General features: G+C 55.9%; 19 protein-coding genes. 6 read left to right on the forward strand and 13 right to left on the reverse strand.

All coding sequences use genetic code 11. The annotated features are described in order from the left end of the window. From AC2FIR_RS18040 to AC2FIR_RS18050, 3 genes are all read left to right on the forward strand, one after another. Positions 1-183: hypothetical protein (locus AC2FIR_RS18040; protein ID WP_496762850.1), on the forward strand; the 183-nt coding region annotated here is incomplete at its 5' end. 263 nt (positions 184-446) lie between these two features. Continuing rightward, positions 447-1667, forward strand: a complete 1221-nt coding sequence (locus AC2FIR_RS18045) for an APC family permease (protein ID WP_496744360.1) — start codon at positions 447-449, stop codon at positions 1665-1667. Between the two features lie 45 nt (positions 1668-1712). Next, complete coding sequence (locus tag AC2FIR_RS18050) at positions 1713-3329, forward strand: hypothetical protein (RefSeq protein ID WP_321253910.1); 1617 nt, start codon at positions 1713-1715, stop codon at positions 3327-3329. Here the strand turns inward: AC2FIR_RS18050 and AC2FIR_RS18055 are convergent, their stop codons facing one another. Continuing rightward, complete coding sequence (locus AC2FIR_RS18055; RefSeq protein WP_496744359.1) at positions 3330-4865, reverse strand: trypsin-like peptidase domain-containing protein; 1536 nt, start codon at positions 4863-4865, stop codon at positions 3330-3332. Positions 4866-5141: 276 nt separating this feature from the next. After that, positions 5142-5645: an Hsp20/alpha crystallin family protein gene (locus tag AC2FIR_RS18060; RefSeq protein WP_321253913.1), complete on the reverse strand. Its 504-nt coding sequence runs from the start codon at positions 5643-5645 to the stop codon at positions 5142-5144. A 293-nt stretch (positions 5646-5938) separates the two neighbouring features. Between AC2FIR_RS18060 and AC2FIR_RS18065 the strand changes: the two genes are divergently transcribed. Together AC2FIR_RS18065 and AC2FIR_RS18070 are read left to right on the forward strand one after the other, a co-directional pair. Continuing rightward, positions 5939-7243: a ferredoxin reductase family protein gene (locus AC2FIR_RS18065; RefSeq protein WP_170614560.1), complete on the forward strand. Its 1305-nt coding sequence runs from the start codon at positions 5939-5941 to the stop codon at positions 7241-7243. Positions 7244-7553: 310 nt separating this feature from the next. Then, on the forward strand, positions 7554-8105 hold the full coding sequence (locus AC2FIR_RS18070) for a flavodoxin domain-containing protein (RefSeq protein WP_496744356.1): 552 nt from the start codon (positions 7554-7556) through the stop codon (positions 8103-8105). Between the two features lie 83 nt (positions 8106-8188). Here AC2FIR_RS18070 and AC2FIR_RS18075 read toward each other — a convergent pair whose 3' ends face one another. The 11 genes from AC2FIR_RS18075 to AC2FIR_RS18125 all read right to left on the reverse strand — a co-directional run bounded on the left by AC2FIR_RS18075 (position 8189) and on the right by AC2FIR_RS18125 (position 19706). Continuing rightward, the gene (locus tag AC2FIR_RS18075; protein ID WP_496762851.1) at positions 8189-9034 is read right to left on the reverse strand and encodes a universal stress protein; all 846 of its coding nucleotides are present in this window, start codon (positions 9032-9034) and stop codon (positions 8189-8191) included. A 93-nt stretch (positions 9035-9127) separates the two neighbouring features. After that, on the reverse strand, positions 9128-9505 hold the full coding sequence (locus AC2FIR_RS18080) for a SnoaL-like domain-containing protein (RefSeq protein WP_496744352.1): 378 nt from the start codon (positions 9503-9505) through the stop codon (positions 9128-9130). 367 nt (positions 9506-9872) lie between these two features. Next, a complete protein-coding gene (locus AC2FIR_RS18085) occupies positions 9873-11147 on the reverse strand; it encodes an amidohydrolase family protein (protein ID WP_496744350.1) in 1275 nt (424 codons plus the stop codon). Further along, the gene (locus tag AC2FIR_RS18090; protein ID WP_480489624.1) at positions 11147-12091 is read right to left on the reverse strand and encodes an ABC transporter permease; all 945 of its coding nucleotides are present in this window, start codon (positions 12089-12091) and stop codon (positions 11147-11149) included. Before AC2FIR_RS18090 ends, AC2FIR_RS18085 begins: the two co-directional genes overlap by 1 nt. Further along, positions 12091-13140, reverse strand: a complete 1050-nt coding sequence (locus AC2FIR_RS18095; protein WP_496762852.1) for an ABC transporter permease — start codon at positions 13138-13140, stop codon at positions 12091-12093. The genes AC2FIR_RS18090 and AC2FIR_RS18095 overlap by 1 nt, the downstream gene beginning before the upstream one ends. Beyond that, positions 13130-14668 (reverse strand): ABC transporter ATP-binding protein, encoded by a 1539-nt coding sequence (locus tag AC2FIR_RS18100; RefSeq protein ID WP_496744347.1) that lies wholly within the window; start codon positions 14666-14668, stop codon positions 13130-13132. Before AC2FIR_RS18100 ends, AC2FIR_RS18095 begins: the two co-directional genes overlap by 11 nt. Continuing rightward, a complete protein-coding gene (locus tag AC2FIR_RS18105; RefSeq protein WP_480912775.1) occupies positions 14668-15690 on the reverse strand; it encodes a BMP family protein in 1023 nt (340 codons plus the stop codon). Before AC2FIR_RS18105 ends, AC2FIR_RS18100 begins: the two co-directional genes overlap by 1 nt. Before the next feature lie 201 nt (positions 15691-15891). Further along, on the reverse strand, positions 15892-16344 hold the full coding sequence (locus AC2FIR_RS18110) for a GNAT family N-acetyltransferase (RefSeq protein ID WP_170614551.1): 453 nt from the start codon (positions 16342-16344) through the stop codon (positions 15892-15894). A gap of 53 nt (positions 16345-16397) precedes the next feature. Beyond that, on the reverse strand, positions 16398-18464 hold the full coding sequence (locus AC2FIR_RS18115; RefSeq protein WP_496762853.1) for an oxidoreductase: 2067 nt from the start codon (positions 18462-18464) through the stop codon (positions 16398-16400). A 75-nt stretch (positions 18465-18539) separates the two neighbouring features. Next, positions 18540-19145: a TetR family transcriptional regulator C-terminal domain-containing protein gene (locus tag AC2FIR_RS18120; protein ID WP_496744342.1), complete on the reverse strand. Its 606-nt coding sequence runs from the start codon at positions 19143-19145 to the stop codon at positions 18540-18542. Positions 19146-19376: 231 nt separating this feature from the next. Continuing rightward, positions 19377-19706, reverse strand: a complete 330-nt coding sequence (locus tag AC2FIR_RS18125; protein WP_321253932.1) for a DUF6614 family protein — start codon at positions 19704-19706, stop codon at positions 19377-19379. 80 nt (positions 19707-19786) lie between these two features. On the opposite strand from AC2FIR_RS18125, the gene AC2FIR_RS18130 reads away from it, so the two are divergent. Further along, complete coding sequence (locus tag AC2FIR_RS18130) at positions 19787-21079, forward strand: NAD(P)/FAD-dependent oxidoreductase (protein ID WP_496762854.1); 1293 nt, start codon at positions 19787-19789, stop codon at positions 21077-21079. Positions 21080-21086: the final 7 nt, after the last annotated feature.

The raw sequence follows: 21086 nt of genomic DNA on the forward strand, positions 1-21086 counted from the left end.
GGCGGAAAAACGCTTGATCAGGTGGCGCAGTCAGGCGACCTTAACGTCAGAACCCAGGCCACTTGGGGAATGTCGGTGGAGATCACTGTCTTTTCCAAAGCAACCAACCGAGGCCCGCAGAACGTACCGATTGACACAGATCAATGCACTTGCAACCTTCATATAGTGAAATACGAATATTAATCATGATCTACGTTTACTGACCTGTCCCCAAGCAAACATGACAGTGAGCGGAATTTGAATAGCGTGGACGTTCCACACGGGGGCTCGGCAGGAGTGGTGGCGAGCCCCCTCTTTGTTCACAGGCCGCCAAAGAGCCTGAACGTTGAGACGCAAGGAATACGGCGCGAATTTGATCGCAAGACCTGGCCGGACCGCCAAATGCGGACGGTGACAACAACGACACCGCTGGCGACGTGCCAGCAAGACATTCGGTATAAACTCTGATGAGCACCGTTGAACCGCCAGAACAGAAACTCAAACGGGCCCTTACAGCACCGTTGCTTACGCTTTATGGCCTGGGCGTAACGGTCGGAGCAGGAATTTATGTGCTCGTCGGCGCGACGGCGGACATAGCCGGCCCGTATGCCGCATTTTCGTTTGTCGTGGCTGCACTCGTCGTCTCACTGACCGCACTTTCATATGCGGAACTCGCAACGCGTTTTCCGGTCAGCGCAGGAGAGGCAGCCTACGTCGAAGCGGGATTTCAGAAAAACTGGATGGCAATGCTGGTCGGTCTGGCGGTTGCGGCCTCGGGCGTTATCTCGGCCTCTGCCGTCGCGATAGGCGCAGCCTCCTATCTTCACGCATTAACGGGTCTGGCAATACCGCTTCTGACTGTCAGCGTTGTGTTGATTATGGGGCTTATCGCGCTGTGGGGGATCACGGAATCGGTGCTTGTTGCTGCGGCCATCACGATCATCGAGATTGCAGGGCTTCTCTTTGTGATCGGCTGGGGCATGTCGGTTCAGGACCCGCAGGGATATAATGTCAGCTCCATGCTCCCTCCACTTGAGATTGAAGCGTGGCGAGGCATCTTCGCTGCATCTCTTCTCGCTTTTTTTGCATTTGTCGGTTTTGAGGACATGGCAAATGTCGCCGAAGAAGTCATTGACCCTGTTCGCACCATCCCGAAAGCAATTTTGCTGACGCTCATACTGGCGACGGTACTGTATCTTGGAACATCGCTGACGGTGCTGCTGGTTGTCCCGATTGATGTTCTATCAGCGTCTGCTGCGCCGCTTGCACTTGTTTTTGCAAATGCCCCCGAGGTGATCAAACAGGGTTTTTCTGCAGTTGCGATCGTGGCGACTGTTAATGGAGTCCTGATCCAGATGATCATGGCATCGCGGGTGATCTATGGGCTGGCTGACAGGGACCATTTGCCGAAAGCCTTGGCCATTGTGCCTAAAGCAACCCAGACGCCTGTGGTTGCCACACTGCTCGTTGTCGCAACAATCCTTCTTCTGACCCAAACCGTACCGATTGGGATCTTGGCGGAGCGCACATCACAGATTGTTCTGGGGGTTTTTGTCCTCGTCAATGTCTCGCTGATCCTTCTGAAGGTGAAACCGAACGGGTCTGAAGAACACTTCCGGGTGCCTCTTTTCGTTCCGATCCTTGGCGTGATCACCAGTGCATTGCTTTTCGGAGCTGGATTTCTCTAACTAAATGCAAAGGCAAACGGGCCATCAGCAATTCCAGGTTGGCATATGACCACTGACCGATCTTCAACAGGAACGCGGCTTTCAGATTGGTGGCACAGAACCTTTGTGGATCTGGCTCAGCAGTTGCAATGGTCCTACCTGCCGCCTTTGATGGTCTACTTCGCGGCTGGCGTCTCCGGTTTGACCTCGGTTGTCGGTGCTTTTTTTCTGAAGGATTACCTCGATTTATCAGCGTCTTTTGTCGCAGGTCTGGCATTTTGGGCCGGTCTTCCCTGGATTCTCAAAATGCCGCTGGGCCACATCGTGGATCTGTTCTGGCGCTGGAAATCCCTGTTGATCCTGTTTGGCGCGTCCCTGATTACCCTGTCCCTGCTCACAATGTACGGGCTTGTGACCGCGCCTGTTCGGATGGCCGGCGTGATGCCTCTGGAAGACTGGTATGTTGTCGCCCTGCTTCTGGCGCCTTCCGGCTATGCCATTCAGGATGTCGTCGCCGACGCCATGACGGTCGAGGCGGTTCCCAAGGTCGACCAGGACGGCCTTGCGTTTACGCCTGAAGAAACCCGCGCCCAGCACACGACAATGCAGACCTTGGGCAGAGTTTCGATCATCTCAGGGTTTGCAGCGGTTGCGGCCGTCAACATCTGGATATTCTCAGGAACGGAAGATCTGCAAAAGTCTGACCGGCTTGCTCTCTACGGCCAGGTTTACCTGATTGCGTTGATCATCCCTGTGCTGTCCGTCAGCGGTGTGGTGCTGCACTCACTGATACAACGTCAGCTGCTTCGTCAAGGTCACCCACTGCATACCCCGGATGAGGTGACCGAGGTTAAATGGTCCATATTGCTTGGTGGCCTCGCATTTGTTGTGTTCAGCATTGTGTTGGGAACTGCGGAATTCGAGTTTGCGCAAGAGGTGGTGTTTACCGTTTCTCTCACGGTGATCCTGTACCTCATGTCCCGTCTTCTGAAAGAACTGGAACCCGCCCATGCGAAAGCCCTGGTCGGTACGGCAATAATCATTTTCGTGTTCCGTGCAGTTCCGCTGCCGGGGCCGGGACTGACGTGGTTTGAAATTGACGAATTGGGGTTCGACGAGCAGTTTTTGGCAATCCTGGCTCTGCTGACGTCCTTGCTGGCATTGCTTGGATTGATCGTCCTGCGGCCATTCATGGCCAAACGCTCAATCGCCCACGTGGTGGTGGTGCTTACGATCGCGGCTGGTCTGCTCTCTCTTCCAAACCTTGCCCTTTACTACGGCGTTCATGAATGGACAGCAGCGCATACAGGCGGAGTTGTCGACGCCAGATTCATTGCCATTCTCGACACGGCTGTTGAATCGCCTCTTGGGCAAATTGCCATGGTCCCGTTGCTGGCCTGGATCGCGCGCAACGCCCCGGTCCAACTGAAAGCGACCTTTTTTGCGGTGATGGCATCGTTCACCAACATGGCGTTGTCGGCGGCCAGTCTCGGAACAAAATACCTGAACCAAACATTCGTCGTTACACGCGCGGTGACCAATCCGGAAACGGGTGTCGTTACCTCGACTGCCGACTACAGCCAACTCGGGTATCTGCTGATTGCAGCCGCCGCCATCACTGTCACGGTCCCGCTGGCGGCGGTTTTCCTTGTACAGAAGTCCCGCTTCCGAACAAGCGACTGACTACAGGCCTTCTGCCTCGCTCAACAGTTCTTTGAGGTGCGCAACCGGAACGCCAATGTTGGAGCCGCCAAACTCAGGCAGGATCGCGGCGTTGATGGCGACTACCTCACCTCGCCGGTTCAAGGCGGGTCCTCCGCTTCCGCCGGTTGTGGTTTCGGCGTCGTAAACGATGGAACCTGGGCTTGCTCTGGCAACGATCCCCCGGCTGGCCAGCGGATGAATCTTGCTTTGCTCGGACAATCGGGAAGCTACGGACCAGAAATTGACCGAACCTTCCTTCTCCAGCGTTTGAAGAAAGCCCGGCCCCGCCTGCGCAATCAGCGCCTTCAAGCCCGTCGGATATCCCAACAGGTAGACTTCTTCGCCTGCGTTTGGCGGTTCATCCGCCAACGGCACGCCCAGCCCCTGAACCCGATCAGGAGCTACTGACAAAAGCGCGACATCGGCCGTTTCGCTGAACTTCTCCAACTTGGCCTCAATCGGATCCGGTTGACCTGGCAAATAGGCCAGCAGCCTCAGCATTTCCGCTTCCAACCCCGCACTTTTCAAAGCGTCCACCCGGTCGCGGGACGTCCACGGCAAGGCAACATGGCGATTGGTGGCCATAAGCGGAACACCTTCCAGCAGAAAACCGGTTCCCGTGAACTGGAATTCAGCTGGTTCGCCCGTGCCGTCCGGTTCGATCCAGGGCTGCCCAAACGGGGTTTTCAGGTTTTCTCCGTCCGGCCCCAACATGTGCCGCAAGAGCTTCCCGCTTTCCAGATGACGCAACCCGTAGGCACCCTGAATGAATGCGACAGACTTAGATGAGGCGGTAATTACCCGTGTCGATGCGCCTGCTCGCTGTTCAAGGGTTCCGAGACGCTGCTCGGTCGACGTGACTTGGTTTTCAAAGGCATCCCGCAACGAGGCCAGATCGTCCGGGGTCAGCGCATTTTCACGTGTCTGCGCAAGCATCACCGCAACCGCTTCGATTTTGCGAGATTCCTGTTGGATACTGTCCGCCAGCCTTTGATCGTTTTGATAAAGCAGAAACACAAGGCCCGCGATCAGCAGAAGTGCAGCGACGACCGTGATCCTGAACAGAACTGTCGTCTGAGACGCAAGCCGACGACTGCTGTCGCGCAGCGCGCCGGACATCCTTTTGGCAAACGGCCGCCGGCTTGTTCGGGCGTAAGCGTAGGCGTCACTTAGGATTTCTTCGACCGTATGACGCGCCGGGTAGGTTTTGCTACATAACCTGTACCGGGACATTGGGCCCTTTTCGCCGAACTCGATCATGTCGCCGTGCCGGAGACTCGCGGACGATATTTTGCGCCCATTCACCCAGACATTACGCCCAGACGACGCAGTTATTGAATAGACACCGTCCGCCCACTGAAGAGTTGCGATATCGTTGTCGTGCGGAGGCATGTCGTCTTTGGGGCGAAGACTCAACGCCCGGCTTTCACCAACCGAAACAGTAAGGGCATTGTCGGCCAGCCAGCTCACGTTCCCGCGCGACGGTCCGGTCAAATTTTCAAGGAGGGCACGCACGCCCCCCTCGTCGGGGCACGGCGATGAGCTTGTGTCAACCGCGTCTGAGTTCCGCATTTTAGCCCCCTTTTCAAAGGCCACGCAGAGGTACTTTAGCACACGGCTGTACAAAACCTATTGCTTCGTTTTGGGTGCTAGGAAGGATTGGATTTCTCTGTCAGTTTAGCATCAAATCCGTGCCAGCAGGTTCACCAAACCGCACACTCCTTGGATTGCAAATCAAAGAAGGCCGACCGATGATCGGCCTTCAGTTTCAAGCCCCAGCCGAAATGCCACCTATTTGGATGAAACCTTGATCTTGCGGCTGGGATCCCGAGGTTCGGTTTTCGGCATGTTGATGCTCAAAACACCCTTGTCGAAGGTGGCCGAAATACTCTCGACATCAACAGTGTCCGGCAGCGTCATTGCCCGTGAAAAGCTGCCATAGCTTCTTTCGCTGACACGCAGGTCGCCCGTCTCATCATGTGTGATCTTCTTCTGGCCTCGCAGGGTGAGGCGGCGATCCTTGATTTCGATTTCAACATCGTCCTCTTCCAGACCGGGCAATTCCGCCGTCAGAACGATTGCCGTATCCGTCTCCTGAACATCAATGGCCGGGGAAATTGCGCCGGACATATCAAGAGATGGCAGACCCGTGCGCTGCGCAGCCGTTTCCAGCGGTAAAAACGGAGAGCCGCCTCCTAAGAACCGCGACATCAGGGTTTCCATTTCACGTCGAAAGTTGTCGGAGAGCGGATGCGTTCCGGTGAAAAGTTGCGGGGACTTTTTGTCTTCAAGCATTTCTGAACCTCCTCCTTTTGTCCGGCTATACGGACGCCGCATTATCGCAGATAACCCCGGTCAAGGACCTTGATCTTGCGCAAGGGAATGCTCGCATCTTTTTCCTGCCTGGCCGTTCGGACCGGCCAGTCTTCTGCCACCATTTCGGAACATGACAGCACTCCAACAGGCATAGCCTTCCGGACGGGAAAACACCCGATCACAGGAAGCTTGATCGCCAACCGGGGCTCGCCTAGCCTAGCCCCTTAAGACAGCGGGAATGGCCTAACTCTGGCGCAGTGGAGCAAAACCATATGAAATGGCCCTATCTGGCGCTGATCTATGTTCTGCTGATCTTGGCGCCGTTGGGCTTTTCCTGGTCACTTGGCTGGCCACCGCGATCTTTTCACCAAGAACTCGCATCCGGGCTGGGAATGATTGGATTTTCAATCATTCTGGTAGAGTTCCTGCTCTCCGGGCGCTTCAGGTTCATTTCGTCCGGTGTGGGCATGGATGTGACCATGCGCATGCATCAGCTGATGGCGCGCGCGGCACTCGTTTTTGCGTTGATACACCCGCTACTTTACCAGGGCACGCCTTCTGGCGGACACCGCCCGTGGGACGTATCGCGCCAACTGACGATTACGACAGACTTTCCAGTGCTATCCTCGGGGATTGGGGCCTTTTTTCTGATCGTCGTTCTGGTCGCCTCGGCGGTCGCCCGAAAAAGCCTTGAATACAAATACGAAACATGGCGTCTTTTGCACGGTCTCGGTGCTCTGTCATTGGCCGGTTTGCTTCTTCATCACACAATCCATGCAGGTCGCTACGGTGGGCATCCGTCACTGACATATCTGTGGCTCGCAATGACCGGCATTGCCGTTGGTACTCTGCTTTATGTCTATCTTGTCCGCCCCTTGTTTAAGATGCGGAAACCGTGGCGTGTTTCCTCGGTCACTCGTCTGACACCGAAGCAATGGGAATTGCGCCTCAAACCGGTCGGTCACCAGGGCCTCAGCTTTGAAGCGGGCCAGTTTGCCTGGCTCAATGTGGGGCACAACGTCTTTTCACAGCGTGAAAATCCGTTTTCGATTAGCTCGGCACCGGGTGAAGGTCCTGAAGTTTCATTCGTGATAAAAGAGCTTGGGGATTTCACAGGCAGTCTCGGGCAGATCGCGCCGGATACGCTGGCCTATCTCGATGGCCCCCACGGGAACCTTTCGGTCGGCAAACGCGCTGAACAAGGCATTGTTCTTATCGCAGGTGGTGTCGGCATCGCCCCTTTGCTCAGCATACTGCGCCAAGTTCGTCTGAGCGCAGAGCGACGCGATATCAAGCTCATCTATGGAAACCGGATCGAGGAGCAGATTGTTTATCGGGAAGAACTGACCAGGGAAGATACTGTATTTGTTCTATCCGAGCCCCCGAAGAACTGGAGCGGTGAAACAGGTTGGATCGACGGCGCCCTCTTGGACCGAACGCTTTCTTCAGAACATTATGACAACTGGCTTTTCGTACTCTGCGGCCCCACTGCCATGATGGACACTGTCGAAGATCACCTTGTTGCCCGGGGAACACCTTCGCATCGGGTTCTGTCTGAAAGGTTTGACTATGATTGATCCGTTTAGAAACCTGTCCGCGCGCCGACGGGTCAAACTGGCAGTGTGGTCCATCAATGTTACTGTTTGCGTCGCAATCTTATTATTTGCCCTGAGATAGCGCGGACGTCCACTGGGTAGTGCAGAGAAGACCAGCCATCACAGCAGAAATTCTTCCCCGCGTAAGGCGTCGTCATGCAAATTTCAGAAACACGTTCAATGTATTGGAATCGCCAGCCTCAACTTGCGCCTTTGATTAAGATCAAAGGCGAACTCACGCCAATTCATAATACTTGAAACGCTTCTCAGACCGATTAGTGGGAGGATCGGAATGACAGTACTTATCGTCTTTGCCACTGTTGAGGGCCAGACGGCCAAAATTGCGCATTTTATCAGCAATGTCGCGAAGAAATCCGGCTTTGACACAAGACTGATCAATACCGATCAACTTCCCGGTCAGGTAAAACTGGACGATGTGGACCGGGTTGTTCTGTTGGCTCCTGTTCACGAACGTCGACACCCTGCCTCATTCGAAGCTTTTATCGCGTCGCTCAAAGACGAGTTGGTGCAACGAAAAACACTCGTGCTTTCTGTGGGTCTAAAGGCGGCCTTTGCATCGGGGCGCGAGGAAGCCCGCGACTATCTCACTGAGATGTTGTTGCGAACGAGTTTCGAACCAGATGCGTCAGCATTGGTCGCAGGCGCGGTGAGACCCGACAGCTACGGATATTTTGAGAAAGAGATCGTTAAACACGTCGTCTTGTTGGGTCGGAAAATCGATCCGAGAGATGGCGTGCGGGAATTCACAGACTGGGGCGAACTCACGTCGATTGTGAAGGGGTTTCTGGATGGGAACTACCGGACAATATCAGACAATTCCTAACTCAATACACTGAACCCATTCTTTCATAGTGTTTGGACCTGACCGTCGAACCCAGACAAACACTGGACGTCCACTTGCTTCAGTCAGTGCGCAAATAGAACCGGAAGACCGGTTTGTTGCAGCATGGCCCTTGTAGTTCCACCAAAAATCGACTCGCGCAAATATGAGTGCCCGTATGCGCCCATGACGATAAGGTCAGAGCCGGCCTCCTTAGCACGTTCCTGTATGCACTGTTCGATCGGTAGTCCGCCGCTCGGGAAATGCGCTACGGTCACGCTACAGCCGTGGTGTCTGAGCCATGCGGCGATGTCCGTACCGGGGTCCTGACTTTCCGGGTCATGTGCTAACGGCGGATCGAAACAACCAATCACAACTTCCTTGGCTTCCAGAAAATAGGGTAAAGCCAAATGGGCCGCTCTGGATGCAGCAAGACTATCGTTCCACGCCAGAAAAATGCGCTCGCGTTGGGTATATGGGTCTCCGTTGATCATCATGGCGACTGGCGAATGGAACAAGACTCCATGGCAAACCTCGTGAAAAACTTCGGGGTCATTGCGCAGTTCCGGGTCCAGGTATGCGACATCACAGCAGTACGATTGGCGCGCCGCCAGAGTCTTAAAGTCCGCACCGGAACCCATGAAAACCGTGACGCTCGCCGATGCGCCCGAGCGCGCAAGCAGTGCTTCAACTTCACGCGCACGGGACTTTAAGGCCGCCTTTTTCTCTTCCAATTGTTCCAACCAGTTTGCGGGCAAACCCGCCTCGACGAATTTGCTGGATCCGTACTTCAAGTAAGGCAGGTTCGGTAGCGCCGCGATCAGAAGGCAAGTCAAATGGCCGCGCTGACGTTGGGCAGCATCGGCGCATTCAAGTATCGATACATCGCTTGTATCCGCGCCAATGAAATACGTCGAAGTTCTGCGTTGCATACCGGATCTCCCTCCAGGATGTCACTGCGGGCAGGAAACTCGCCGACCGCACAAACCCAACAAAAGCAGCCACTTAGATGACGGTTGTTCTTCCTACTTCGGCAACATGAAGAACTCTTCCAGTACGATCTTGCCTTCTGCCACCGAATAGACAGCGATCTCGCTCAGGGTCATACGTTTTCCTGTGGCCTTCTGGGTTACTTCGGCACTAAATCGCACTGCAAAGCGGTTGGGTGGATGCACATAGGGTCCGTCTACATCGAGTTCGTGGAATTCATGCGTTGCCAGCCAATCCTCTCTCTTTCCCTTGATGGCGTCCCGACCCTTTGTGATACGAAACTGTCGAACCGGCGGCACAACCGCCTCAATCGACTGGGCGTTTTCGGCGTACATTTCGTCAACACTCACAAGCCCCCTGCGATCACGCATGGCCTGAACAAATGCTCTTCCAATTTGGACTAAGTCTTCCATGGGAACCCCCTTTGCTATCGCCGATTGTACCACTTCCGACCCTTGCCAATATTGACAAAGATCAATGAGGTTAGAGACCCGACTCGCCAGCATTTCCTGCGGTCCGCCTTGGTAAACGGGTCAAGGCACACCCAGCTATTTCATGATTTTCAGCTGCGGTTCTTCGATACAGATAGAGGTTTCAAACTGGATTCACGCAAATTCCGCGTTTCTCTTTTTCATTTTATTAACAGTAGCTTGAACGCAAGCCAGAATGCAGATCAGGCCGGACCATAGTTCGTCCAGGCCAATCGCAAAATCATTGAGCGAGGCTTCGAAAGCCCCCTACCCGTCAAAGAAAGATCATGACGAGACAGTCACAGAAACCCTAGTGCCGCCTACGCACGCTTTTCGGCCGACCAGGAAGGGCGAGACGGCTATCGTTACGTTGCTTTCTGGAAACCACATTTCCCTTTGAGATCACCGCCAACCGATCAGGTCTCAGGCGGACAGCTTCAATGGGGTCCCCGGCGTCCAGAACCAACAGCGAGGCCATGGCGCCCTCGTAAAGGCCATAGTCTTCAAGTCCGAGGATTGCAGCATTTTCAACCGTGACCATGTCAAAGCACCGCCTCATATCTTCTGGAGACGACATCTGAGCGACGTGCAACCCCATGAAAGCAACGTCAAGCATGTCTGCGGTTCCCAGCGAATACCAGGGGTCGCGCACACAATCCTGCCCCCAGCCAACTCGAATACCTTCGGCCTGCATTTCCTTCACCCGGGTCAGCCCGCGCCGTTTCGGGAAAGTGTCATGCCGACCCTGAAGCATAATGTTGATCAGTGGGTTCGGAATGGCGCTGATTTCGGCCTCGGCGATCAGAGGAAGCAGCTTTGAGACATAGTAGTTGTCCATGGAATGCATTGAGGTCAGGTGAGACCCTGCCACCCGCCCCTGCAATCCCAGTCGCGTCGTTTCATAGGCCAATGTTTCGATATGCCGAGAATGAGGATCGTCGGTTTCGTCACAATGCATGTCGACCGGAAGGCCCCGTTCAGCGGCGATTTCGCACAGGATACGAACCGAGTCAGCACCATCCGCCATGGTCCTCTCAAAATGTGGGATACCGCCGACGACATCGACCCCCATGTCGAGCGCCCGCAATGTATTGGCATGGGCAGTGGGGTCACGCAGCAGACCGTCTTGCGGAAAGGCGACAAGCTGAAGGTCCAGATAAGGCCGAACGACTTCGCGCAAATGCAACATCGCCTCGACGCCCTTCAGGCTGTCATCGCAGGTGTCCACATGGCTCCGGATCGCAAGCAGGCCCATAGAGACCGCCCAGTCGCAGTATGAAAGCGCACGGTCGACCATTTCATCGACCGTTGTCACCTGCTTGAGTTCGCCCCAAAGGCCGATCCCCTCCAGCAGCGTACCCGATGCGTTTATCCGAGGGATGCCATAGCTAAGCGTTGCATCCAAATGAAAATGGGGGTCGACAAAAGGCGGCGAGACCAGGTCGCCGGTCGCGTCGATGATTGCACCAGCCTCGGCGCCGTCCAACTGCCCCATTGCCGTGATACGGTCGCCTGTTATTCCGATATCGGCGACGTTTCCGTCGGGCAGGCTCCCGCCCTTCACAAGAATATCGAAGCTTGCCATCAGCGTTCTCCGCGGTTGTAGGGTATCATCAGCGCCGCTGGCACTTCGGCACGACGCGACATCAGGATCAATGCCAGGATCGACAGGATGTAAGGGATCATCAAGAAGATCTGGTAGGGAACGAGGGCCCCCAGCCCCGTCTGCTGCAGGCGGATTTGCAGGGCATCGAAGGCAGCGAAAAGTAGCGCACCCAACAATGCCTTGCCTGGCCGCCAAGCACCGAATACCACCAATGCGATACAGATCCAGCCGCGCCCGTTGACCATCTCGAAGAAAAAGCTGTCAAAGGCCGACATCGTGAGGAACGCGCCCCCGACAGCCATCAGACCAGACCCCATGATGACAGCCCCCATTCTAAGCGCGGTTACAGACAGACCCTGAGCCTCTACAGCAGAGGGATTCTCTCCGGCTGCCCGAAGGGCCAGTCCCAGCGGCGTTCGGTACAGTACGAAGGCAGTTACGCCAACGATAACAAAAGCCAGATAGGTTAACGGGGTTTGGTTGAACAGCGCCTGCCCCAGAACGGGTATCTTCGACAGTATCGGAACCTCAAGTGGTTGAAAGGGTTTGATCCGCGGAGGACTTGAGACTTCCGGCAGGGCCAGGCGATACGCATAGTAGGCGGCTGATGTCGCCAGAAGCGTAATCCCAAGCCCCACGACATGCTGCGACAACCCAAAGGGCACCGTGAGCGTCGCATGCAAAAGCCCGAAAAGCATACCTGCCAGCATCGCAATGAAAACACCGGCCCACAGTCCGGTACCGGCATAGACCGCCATCCAACCGGCAAAAGCGCCGGCCACCATGATCCCTTCGATCCCGAGGTTCAGAACCCCCGCACGTTCGCAGATCAACTCTCCCATCGTCGCAAAGATCAACGGAGAAGCAATGCGCACAGCAGCTGCCCAAAAACTGGCAGAGAGGAGGATTTCGAAGATCTCCATCAGCCCCTCACAATCTTGAACCGGGTCAGCAAGATGGCGAGGACCATGAACAATAGTGCGGTCGCCAATAGAAGGTCTGCGATATAGGTGGGAACGCTCGCGGCGCGGCTCATACCGTCGGCACCGACGAATACGCCCGCTACAAAAATCGCCGAAAGAACGACGCCAAGAGGGTGAAGTAGCGCAAGCATGGCGACGATAATGCCTGTGTAGCCAAAGCCCGGACTCAGATCCAGCGTAAGGGATCCCTTGAGCCCCGCGACTTCCGAAAAACCGGCGAGAGCCGCAAGCCCGCCTGAAAGAAACGCTGTTTTCAAGAGCACAAGATTTACAGGGATACCCGCAAAACGGGCAGCCGTCGGGTTCTGACCCACAGCCCGGATTTCGTAGCCAAGCGTGGTGCGGGTCTCAATCACCCAGACGACCACGGCACAGATCAGGGCAAGCGCAAAGCCCCAGTGCAGACGAAGCCCTTCGACAATCCGGGGAAGGCGCGCTTCTGCATCCAGCCTGGGCGATTTCGGCCACCCCATCCCCATGGGATCCTTGAGCGGTCCCTCCAGCAGAAGCGAGATGAAAAGAAGCACGATGAAGTTGAGCAGCAATGTCGTCACCACTTCATCAACGCCGAAACGCGTCTTGAGAATGACCGGGCCCAGCAGCATCAGCGCCCCTCCCAGCATCGAGGCGAAACCGACCAGTATCAGTGGTTGCGGCCCCGGCAGGCCCAACGCCGACGTCCCGAAGAGGACTGTCACAAGCGCGCCAATGTAAAGCTGCGCCTCCGCCCCGATGTTCCACAACTTTGCGCGAAAGGCGACGGCTACCGCCAGACCTGTGAAGATCAAAGGTGTTGCCCGGTTCAGGGTCTCAAGCGCGGCGAACTTCGAACCTGCGGCTCCTTTCAGTATCAGTCCCAACGTGGCGAAAGGATTGGCCCCTGCAAGTAGAACGAGAAACGATACCACAACGATCGAAAGCCCCAATGCCATCGCTGGAAATCCCACGGATCGGGCGAGGGACGGGTTGGCAATCGGTTCAAGCCGCACGTTCAAACCCCTCCCCGGCCATCCACCGCCCAAGCTCGGCGGGGGTTATCGTTCCACGGGGAAACTCAGGTGACAGCCGGCCGTCGGACATCACCCGGATCACATCCGCAAGCCCCATGATTTCGTCCAAGTCTTCCGAGATCAGCAGGATCGCCGCGCCCGCATCTCTGGCTGCTATCAGACGCTCCTGAACGTAGGTTACGGCCCCGATATCAAGCCCTCTCACGGGCTGGTTGGCGAGGATGATTTCCGGATCGGATTCAAGAACCCGCCCGAGGATGAGTTTCTGCATATTGCCGCCCGAAAGCAGACGAATTCGCGTATCCGGACCGGGACAACGCACATCGTATCGCGCGATCACCTTCTGCGCGAAGGCTTGTGCGGCAGCCCAGCGCATCCAACCTGCTCGGCTGATCCCCGGGTTCCTGTAGCTTTCGAGGATAGCATTTTCGGTCAACGAGAAATCTGCAATGCTGCCAGTGCTGTGGCGGTCCTCGGGAATGCGCCCGATCCGGGCCGCAAGGGACGCGCGAGGAGACCAGGGTGGCGCCTTTTCCTGACCAAGCCACATCTCTCCGCTCTCTGGCCTGGCCTCGCCCGACAGCAAATCGGCCAGTGCGCCCTGCCCGTTTCCGGACACACCGGCAAGGCCCATTATCTGGCCTGCACGCAGATCCAGATCGATGTTTCGAAGGCCGGTTCGGTGCCCAGGCGGATGCGCAGAGACACCGCGCAAGCTTAGGAGAACGGCACCAGGCTTGGCCTCGGATGGAACGGGTTGGATAATCTCTTCCCCGACCATAAGCTCAGCAAGGGCATGAGGTGTCGTTTCGTCCGTACGCGTTTCCCCGACCAGCTTGCCATGGCGCAGCACAAGAACCCGGTCCGAGATTGCCATAACCTCGTGCAGCTTATGGGAAATAAAGATGACGGAAAGGCCCTGATCGACAGCCCGGCGCAGCGTCTCGAACAGCGCGTCAGCTTCCTGTGGTGTCAGCACCGCTGTCGGCTCATCCAAAATCAAGATGCGGGCATCGCGATACAGTGCCTTCAGGATTTCCACGCGCTGCCGCTCGCCGACCGACAACTGCCCTGTCTTGGCCGATGGGTCGACGGCCAGCCCGAATTCTTCGGCCAGTTTCATCACGCGTGACTGCGCCTTCTGGCGGCCACGGCCCAACGACCAAAGGGAAGAAGTGCCCAGAAGGATATTTTCGAGAACAGTAAGGTTATTGGCAAGCGTGAAATGCTGGTGAACCATGCCGACACCGGCCCGCAGCGCTGCACCGGTTGCACCGGCAGGCAAGACTTGACCAAACACCTCTACGGTTCCTTCGTCCGCAGTGTAGTGCCCGAACAGGATGTTCATGAGCGTCGTCTTGCCAGCGCCGTTCTCACCAAGAAGCGCGATGACCTCGCCCCGGTGAAGCGTCACGTCAACCGAGTCATTGGCCGTTAAATTGCCAAATCGCTTGGTGATGCCATTAAGGCGCAGGACAACCTCCTGCGCCGAACTACCGTTGGACATCAGGAGGACACAGGCTCTGAATCGTCCACTTCCACAACATAAGTACCCGCCCGAATTGCAGCCTCTCGTTCAGCAACAAGCGCCATCGCATCGGCAGGCACCTTGCCCTCGAATGTGCCCAGAGGCGCGAGCGAGCAGCCGCCTTCCTTCATGTAGGAGTAAAGCCCGTAATTGGCCGCCGAAAAGCTGCCGTCGGCGACCGCCGCAAGAGCCGCTTGCATCGTAGGTTCAAAATGCCAGAGCGCCGAGGCAACCACCGTATCCGGATAGTCCGCCTGAGTGTCGATGACATTGCCGATCGCCAGAACGCCGCGCTCCTGCGCCGCGTCGGAAACGCCGAAGCGTTCGGCATACATCACGTCTGCACCGTTTTCGATCATCGCAAAAGCCGTCTCTTTCGCTTTGGGCGGATCGAACCACGAGCCAATGAACGAAACCTGGAAGGTCGCGTCGGGTTTCATTTCACGCACGCCAGCCATAAACGCGTGCATGAGCCGGTTGACCTCTGGTATCGGGAAACCGCCAACCATTCCGATATTGCCAGACTCGCTCATGGCGCCGGCAATGATACCGGTAAGATAGGCAGCGTCCTGAATATAGTTGTCGAAAACGGCCAGATTGGGATGGGCCGGATCTTCAAGGAAAGACGAACCCAACAGGAACGCAGTTTCGGGGTAATCCAGAACCACTTCCCGTGCTTCTGCCTCGACCCCGAAAATCTCACCCACGATCAGCTTGGCGCCGCCTTCGGCGTATTCCCGCATGACCCGGGTATAATCGGTATTGGCCGTGTTCTCGGTAAAGGCATAAGTTATCTGGCCCGCATCTTTCGCCGCTTCCGCCGCAATGTGGATGCGGCTGACCCATTGCTGTTCAACTGGAACGGTATAAATACCCGCAACGCTCAATGGCTCTTGCGCAATGAGGCGTTTGGGAAATGTCGCGAGGCTGGCTGCGGCGCTCGCGCCCAAAAGCAGGCTCCGACGATCAATTCCAGAGTAAAGCAGTTCGGCGCGTTTCATGACATATTCCCCCTATCGACTTTGTTGTCAGCCGACAGTAGCAAGAACGTCGTGTAACGCAAAGAAAACGTGCCGAATATTGGGCGAGTGATCTCGGCATTGGTCTTGAATCAAGCAAATGCGCTGGGTTTGATCATTGAACGAGGTGGTCAAAGACACCCGCCCTCCTCAGCCCAAGGCCTTCAGAAATGACGCTGCTGACTATTCGTCTTTTTCGTAGACAATGAATGGCGTTCGTTTTGCCACTTCGTCGTATAGCATTCGGCCCTTGTAGTTGAACTCCTGAGTGGTCCAGTAAGTTGTTGGAACACCATGCTGCTTTGCGGTTTGAAAAACGGCCTCGATCAGAGCACGGCCGACACCCTTTCCTCGGACCTCGGGGTCTGCAAACAGATCCATCAGATAGCAGGTATCCTCGACGGACCACATAAACCTGTGAAACAGGTAATGTGCCAATCCAACCGGTTGTCCGTCCAGTTCAGCAATGAGGCAGTTGTATTCACCTGTATCTGTTGACAACAGCCTGCTGAAAGAAATCTCGTAGACTTCTTCCGGGACGGTGGTCTCGTAGAACTCCAGATAGGCAGTCCACAAGCGGCGCCACTCTTCCTTGTCTTTCGACTCAAGCGGGCGGATAACCAGTCCTTCCGGCATCACAGATTTCTCCTGCATTTCAAGGTGCTTATCGAGATGGCCGCACCGAGCGGTCAAATGAGCTGTTGCCCGACATCGACACGATCGTGTTTGAGCGGCACGTCCACATCCACGGAACCATCCAATTCCTGGGCGTATCTATGCCCGGCATAGACTGCCGCCGCGATAATCGCTGGTGCATCGCAATCGCCAATGCGGCGGAGGCTGAATGGCAATTCCGCAGTTTTCGTCCGACTGCTCAATTCCCGATACAAGCCGTCATTTGGTTTCCGGGCTGTCACCATCACAATGTTGGCAACGGGCAAGGTTTTACCTGATCCGCCGTAGAGACAATCCAAATGCGCCAATTCGCCATCGAATTGACTCAGGGTCTTTGACGGCATGATCTCGATCCCCAGGCGAAGCAAATGTGTTCGGATGCGCCAACGCTCGGACGTTTTTCCAGCCCAATCAGCCACACTGTCGGACGGTGTGACAAACGTTACGGCGTGACCTCGCGCCCTAATTTTTTCGGCAATGACGCTGGCCATGTAGTAGCCATCACTGTCAAAAACGAGAGTTGGCCCATCGGGAATCCTTCCATCCATGATGTCATCGGGAGTGTAAACGCAGTTCAAGGCGGCTCCTTCCGCGACCGGGACGAAACGTTCCTCATCATGGTAATCATTTCGCCAGGTCGCGCCCGTGGCGATTGCAACGTGGTCAGCTTCAACCGCAAATATATCGTCAACTGTCAGCGGGCTTTCCCGGTAGATTTCAACATTAGGCATTTCGATCAATTGCTGCTCGCGATAGTCCCTGACGCGAATGTACTCGCTCATGCCCGGAAGTGCCGCTTCGCGCACAACCCGACCGCCTATTTCACGAGAAGCCTCTGCCAGCAGGACATCATACCCACGCGCCCCAAGCGCCCGCGCGGCTTCAAGACCAGCCGCCCCTGCCCCGACAATCAGAGCGCGTGCATCTGAAGCTTTCTTTCGAATGATTTCGGGATGCCAGTCCTTGCGCCATTCCTCTCCCATTGTCGGGTTTTGCGTGCAACGAATTGGCACGCCAATCGTGTCGCTGGCATAGCAGACATTGCACCCGATGCATTCGCGGATCGCAGACAGGCGTCCTTCTTCGATTTTCCTGGGAAGGTAAGGATCAGCGATTGACGGGCGCGCGGCACCGATAAAATCCGTAATTCTGCGCCTGACCTGCGAGACCATTGTATCGGGTGACGTGAAGCGACCCACAGTCACGACGGGCTTATCCGTCACGGACTTGACCCAATGCATGTAGGGTTCAAGAGCTGCCTCTTTGGTAAAACGGGAAACGCCCATCTCGACCGAGTAATCTGCGATGTTGATATCCCACAAATCCGGAAGATCAGACAGCATCTCGAACATCTCGCGACGCTCACCATAGATGGGCTGGCCATCCTCGCCGATCTCTTCGTCTGCCGAGAAACGGACCGCCACGGCGCACCGGTCCCCAACGGCGTCCTTGGTTTCCTGAATCAGTTCACGGGCCAGGCGCACCCTGTTTTCCAGGTTGCCGCCATATTCGTCGCTGCGCGTGTTCACCCGTGGATGCAAAAAGTTCGAGATAAGGTATCCGTGCGTCGCGTAGACATAGACAATGTCAAAGCCCGCGTCTCGCGCCCGCAAGGCGGCCTTGCGGTGCCACCGGCGCAAATCCCGGATGTCCTGCTTGTCCATCGCGCGGGTTTGATACGGATGCCCTTTGACGTTGGGCAGGCTGTCGACGTCCATGCTCGGCAACCGGGAAAACAGGTTGTTCGAGTTGGCGCCTCCGTACCATAGCTCAGCACCCGCAAGGCTGCCATATTCGTGCACCGCGTCCGTCATCAAAGCGTGCGCCCGAATATCGCTGTCATCCCAAAGGGACGCATAGGGATGCGGCAGGTCGTCAGATGATGGATGGATCGAGTTGTATTCCGTACATATGACCCCCCATCCACCTTGCGCTTTCACCTTGCGCATGGCCGCAAGGGTACGAGGGTATTGCCAGCCCATGCCTGTGCAGTGCGGAACCTGGTAGAATCGGTTTGGCGCAGTGACTGGTCCGATTTGCACTGGTTCGAAAAGGATGTCGTAGCGAGGATCCCTGCTCATTCGTGTGCCTTTTGTTTGCTGCGCAGTGCGCAGGCCCGTCTTGTCTGTAAAACCGGAAATTTGACCCGCACTGTCTCAACTGCCGCTCTTGAACTCTGGCATTCGAAAATGACCCGGGTAGACCTTGGACAGGAAGGCGACGATGTGATCCCGGGCTTCGGTACGTCGAAAGTTCTCCGGATAGGTTAAAAGCTCTAACCAGATTCCGTCGTACAGAGCCTCCAGGATATTGGCGACTTGCCTTGGCGGCATGTCGTTATACCCGCCATCCTCGGCAATTTCCGAACACAGGCGCAGCGCGATGCTGTAACGCTCCAGATCAATGTCATTGATCAGTTTGCGGTAAACTTTGCGCCGCCCTGCCTCTCCAAAAAACGCAAACCAGACGGCCAGTTTCTTCGGCGAGCAAATCCGCGGGTGAAAATGCGCATCGACGATGGCCAACAGCTTTTCGGGCGCCGACAAACCTGCATTGTCAAAAGCGTCCAACCACTGTTCATGGTGTTCCTTTGCAAGAAACAACAGCGTTTCTTCCAGCAAGTTCTGTTTGCTTTTGAAGTGGAAGTTGACGATGCCCAGCGACAAGCCGGCTATCTCGGTCACGGTGGACATGGTTGTTCCACCAATTCCGTTTTGTGAGATCGAGTCGATTGTGGCGTTGATCAGCTGTTGGCGCCGCACCTCCTTGGACTCGGTTCGCCGGCGCCCTGTCGGTTTTGTATTATCGCTTGGCGCCTGACTCACCGGCATTCTTCCCATCTTCTCAAGTTCGTTATCGGCTTTGCCCCCCCAGCCCCGCTTTATCAGGAAGAGGCTGATTGACATTCTCAAAGTTTATGCCATTGACTGAATAATCATTCAATGACGAAGATAAATGATGTGAAAACAATAGGAATGTTTGCAATCATGGATCTAGAGCTCCGACCAAAAGGTGAAAACCGGGTCGTGCACCATAGAAATAACACTGCGATGCAATTCTCCCAGTGGCTCAATGCGATCCTCGATGGCGGACCAAGCCGCGTCGGCCTGCATTTGATCCCTGAACTCGATCACAGCCATAAGCGAATGGTCACGTTGTTCGTCGGTATCGTAACCGCTTGCTGGAATGCGTTTACACAAAGGCGTCCCGTTCGTTGCCAGACCCGTCGCGACCAAATGTCCGACAAACGCGTTCCAGGCCTGCTCGAACGCGTCGAGGTTGACGGCTGGTTTCAGTTCGAATTGGTTCAAAAGTCTAGGCATTCTTCACATACTGTCCGGAAAGGCGTCACCCGCCAAACCTATGCAATTCCCCCCGCAAGGCAAGCGCGCGAGGCCAATAGATGATCCGCAACGAAAACCCCGTCATTGCAAACAGCCTGTGGTCAGCAACGGCAGGCTATTCAACCGAATACCCGCCACTCACTGGCGAGCGACAATCAGACGTAGCGGTGATTGGTGCCGGATTCACTGGCCTTTCGGCAGCCCTTCACCTGGCCGAGGAAGGCATCAAAGTTGTTCTGATCGACGCCCAACACCCGGGCTGGGGCGCGTCTGGGCGCAACGGTGGGCAGATCAATGTAGGCCTCAAGGACGGGCCAACCGGCATCAAGGCCAAGTTTGGAGATTTCTGGGGAAACAGAATGATCCGAATGGCCGGTGACGCGGCCGATCTTGTTTTCGATTTGATCGCTCGGCACGACATTAGGTGCGATGCAAACCGCCCGGGATGGCTGCGCGCGGCGCATACGACCAAAACACTCAACGAATTGCACAAACTTGCTGAGGATTGGGACAATCACGGCGGCGGCATGGTTCAGCTTGATCAAGGCGGAATGCAGCGTCTGACCGGGACAGAAGCCTATCTGGGTGGAGTTCTGGACCGACGCAGCGGAGTTTTGCACCCACTGAACTATGCACTTGGACTGGCCGAAGCAGCCCGTCGCATTGGCGTGGAAATCTTCGGAGAAACGCCCGCCAACCGGCTCTCGTCAGAGGGCAGTCGCTTTCGGGTTGAGACACCTAACGGAGCTGTCTTTTCGGACAAGGTCCTGATTTGCACGAACGCCTATTCTGGTGATCTGCATCCGCGCCTGGCGCAATCCGTCCTGCCCGTTCGGTCAGTTCAGGTGGCGACGGCGCCATTGTCCGACAATATCCGCCAAACAATTCTGCCAGAAGGCAACGCCTTGTCCGACGCAAGACGCCTTCTTTTGTACTTCAGGCAAGATGCAGACGGCCGGTTCCTGATGGGCGGTCGCGGCACCTACTATGACAATTCCACCATCAAACAAATTGAGCGACTGAAACCCATTTCCGTTGAACTTTTCCCCCAATTGTCCGGAGTTCAGTGGGAATATGAGTGGGGCGGGTATGTGGCGCTGACGAGGGATCACTATCCCCACCTGCATGAACTCACCCCGGGCGTAATGACAGGTCTGGGTTACAACGGTCGCGGCGTTGCCATCGCCACCGCAATGGGGCGGGTCCTGGCCCGGTGGGCGGCCGGGATCAAAGTCGATGAGCTTGAGTTTCCGGTTACCCCCCTCAAACCTCTACCTTTTTCGTTTGCCCGAGAGACCCTTGTCGAAGCAGAAATCCTGCGCCTGAAACTCCTGGACAAGTTGGGTCTTTGAGACAGAA

The organism is Ruegeria sp. CDSB136, assembly GCF_059610965.1.

Coding starts and splice junctions, on each gene's coding strand:
- AC2FIR_RS18045 (WP_496744360.1), top strand. CDS start 447: ATGAGCACCGTTGAACCGCCAGAACAGAAACTCAAACGGGCCCTTACA.
- AC2FIR_RS18050 (WP_321253910.1), top strand. CDS start 1,713: ATGACCACTGACCGATCTTCAACAGGAACGCGGCTTTCAGATTGGTGG.
- AC2FIR_RS18060 (WP_321253913.1), bottom strand. CDS start 5,645: ATGCTTGAAGACAAAAAGTCCCCGCAACTTTTCACCGGAACGCATCCG.
- AC2FIR_RS18065 (WP_170614560.1), top strand. CDS start 5,939: ATGAAATGGCCCTATCTGGCGCTGATCTATGTTCTGCTGATCTTGGCG.
- AC2FIR_RS18070 (WP_496744356.1), top strand. CDS start 7,554: ATGACAGTACTTATCGTCTTTGCCACTGTTGAGGGCCAGACGGCCAAA.
- AC2FIR_RS18075 (WP_496762851.1), bottom strand. CDS start 9,034: ATGCAACGCAGAACTTCGACGTATTTCATTGGCGCGGATACAAGCGAT.
- AC2FIR_RS18080 (WP_496744352.1), bottom strand. CDS start 9,505: ATGGAAGACTTAGTCCAAATTGGAAGAGCATTTGTTCAGGCCATGCGT.
- AC2FIR_RS18085 (WP_496744350.1), bottom strand. CDS start 11,147: ATGGCAAGCTTCGATATTCTTGTGAAGGGCGGGAGCCTGCCCGACGGA.
- AC2FIR_RS18090 (WP_480489624.1), bottom strand. CDS start 12,091: ATGGAGATCTTCGAAATCCTCCTCTCTGCCAGTTTTTGGGCAGCTGCT.
- AC2FIR_RS18100 (WP_496744347.1), bottom strand. CDS start 14,668: ATGTCCAACGGTAGTTCGGCGCAGGAGGTTGTCCTGCGCCTTAATGGC.
- AC2FIR_RS18105 (WP_480912775.1), bottom strand. CDS start 15,690: ATGAAACGCGCCGAACTGCTTTACTCTGGAATTGATCGTCGGAGCCTG.
- AC2FIR_RS18110 (WP_170614551.1), bottom strand. CDS start 16,344: ATGCCGGAAGGACTGGTTATCCGCCCGCTTGAGTCGAAAGACAAGGAA.
- AC2FIR_RS18115 (WP_496762853.1), bottom strand. CDS start 18,464: ATGAGCAGGGATCCTCGCTACGACATCCTTTTCGAACCAGTGCAAATC.
- AC2FIR_RS18125 (WP_321253932.1), bottom strand. CDS start 19,706: ATGCCTAGACTTTTGAACCAATTCGAACTGAAACCAGCCGTCAACCTC.
- AC2FIR_RS18130 (WP_496762854.1), top strand. CDS start 19,787: ATGATCCGCAACGAAAACCCCGTCATTGCAAACAGCCTGTGGTCAGCA.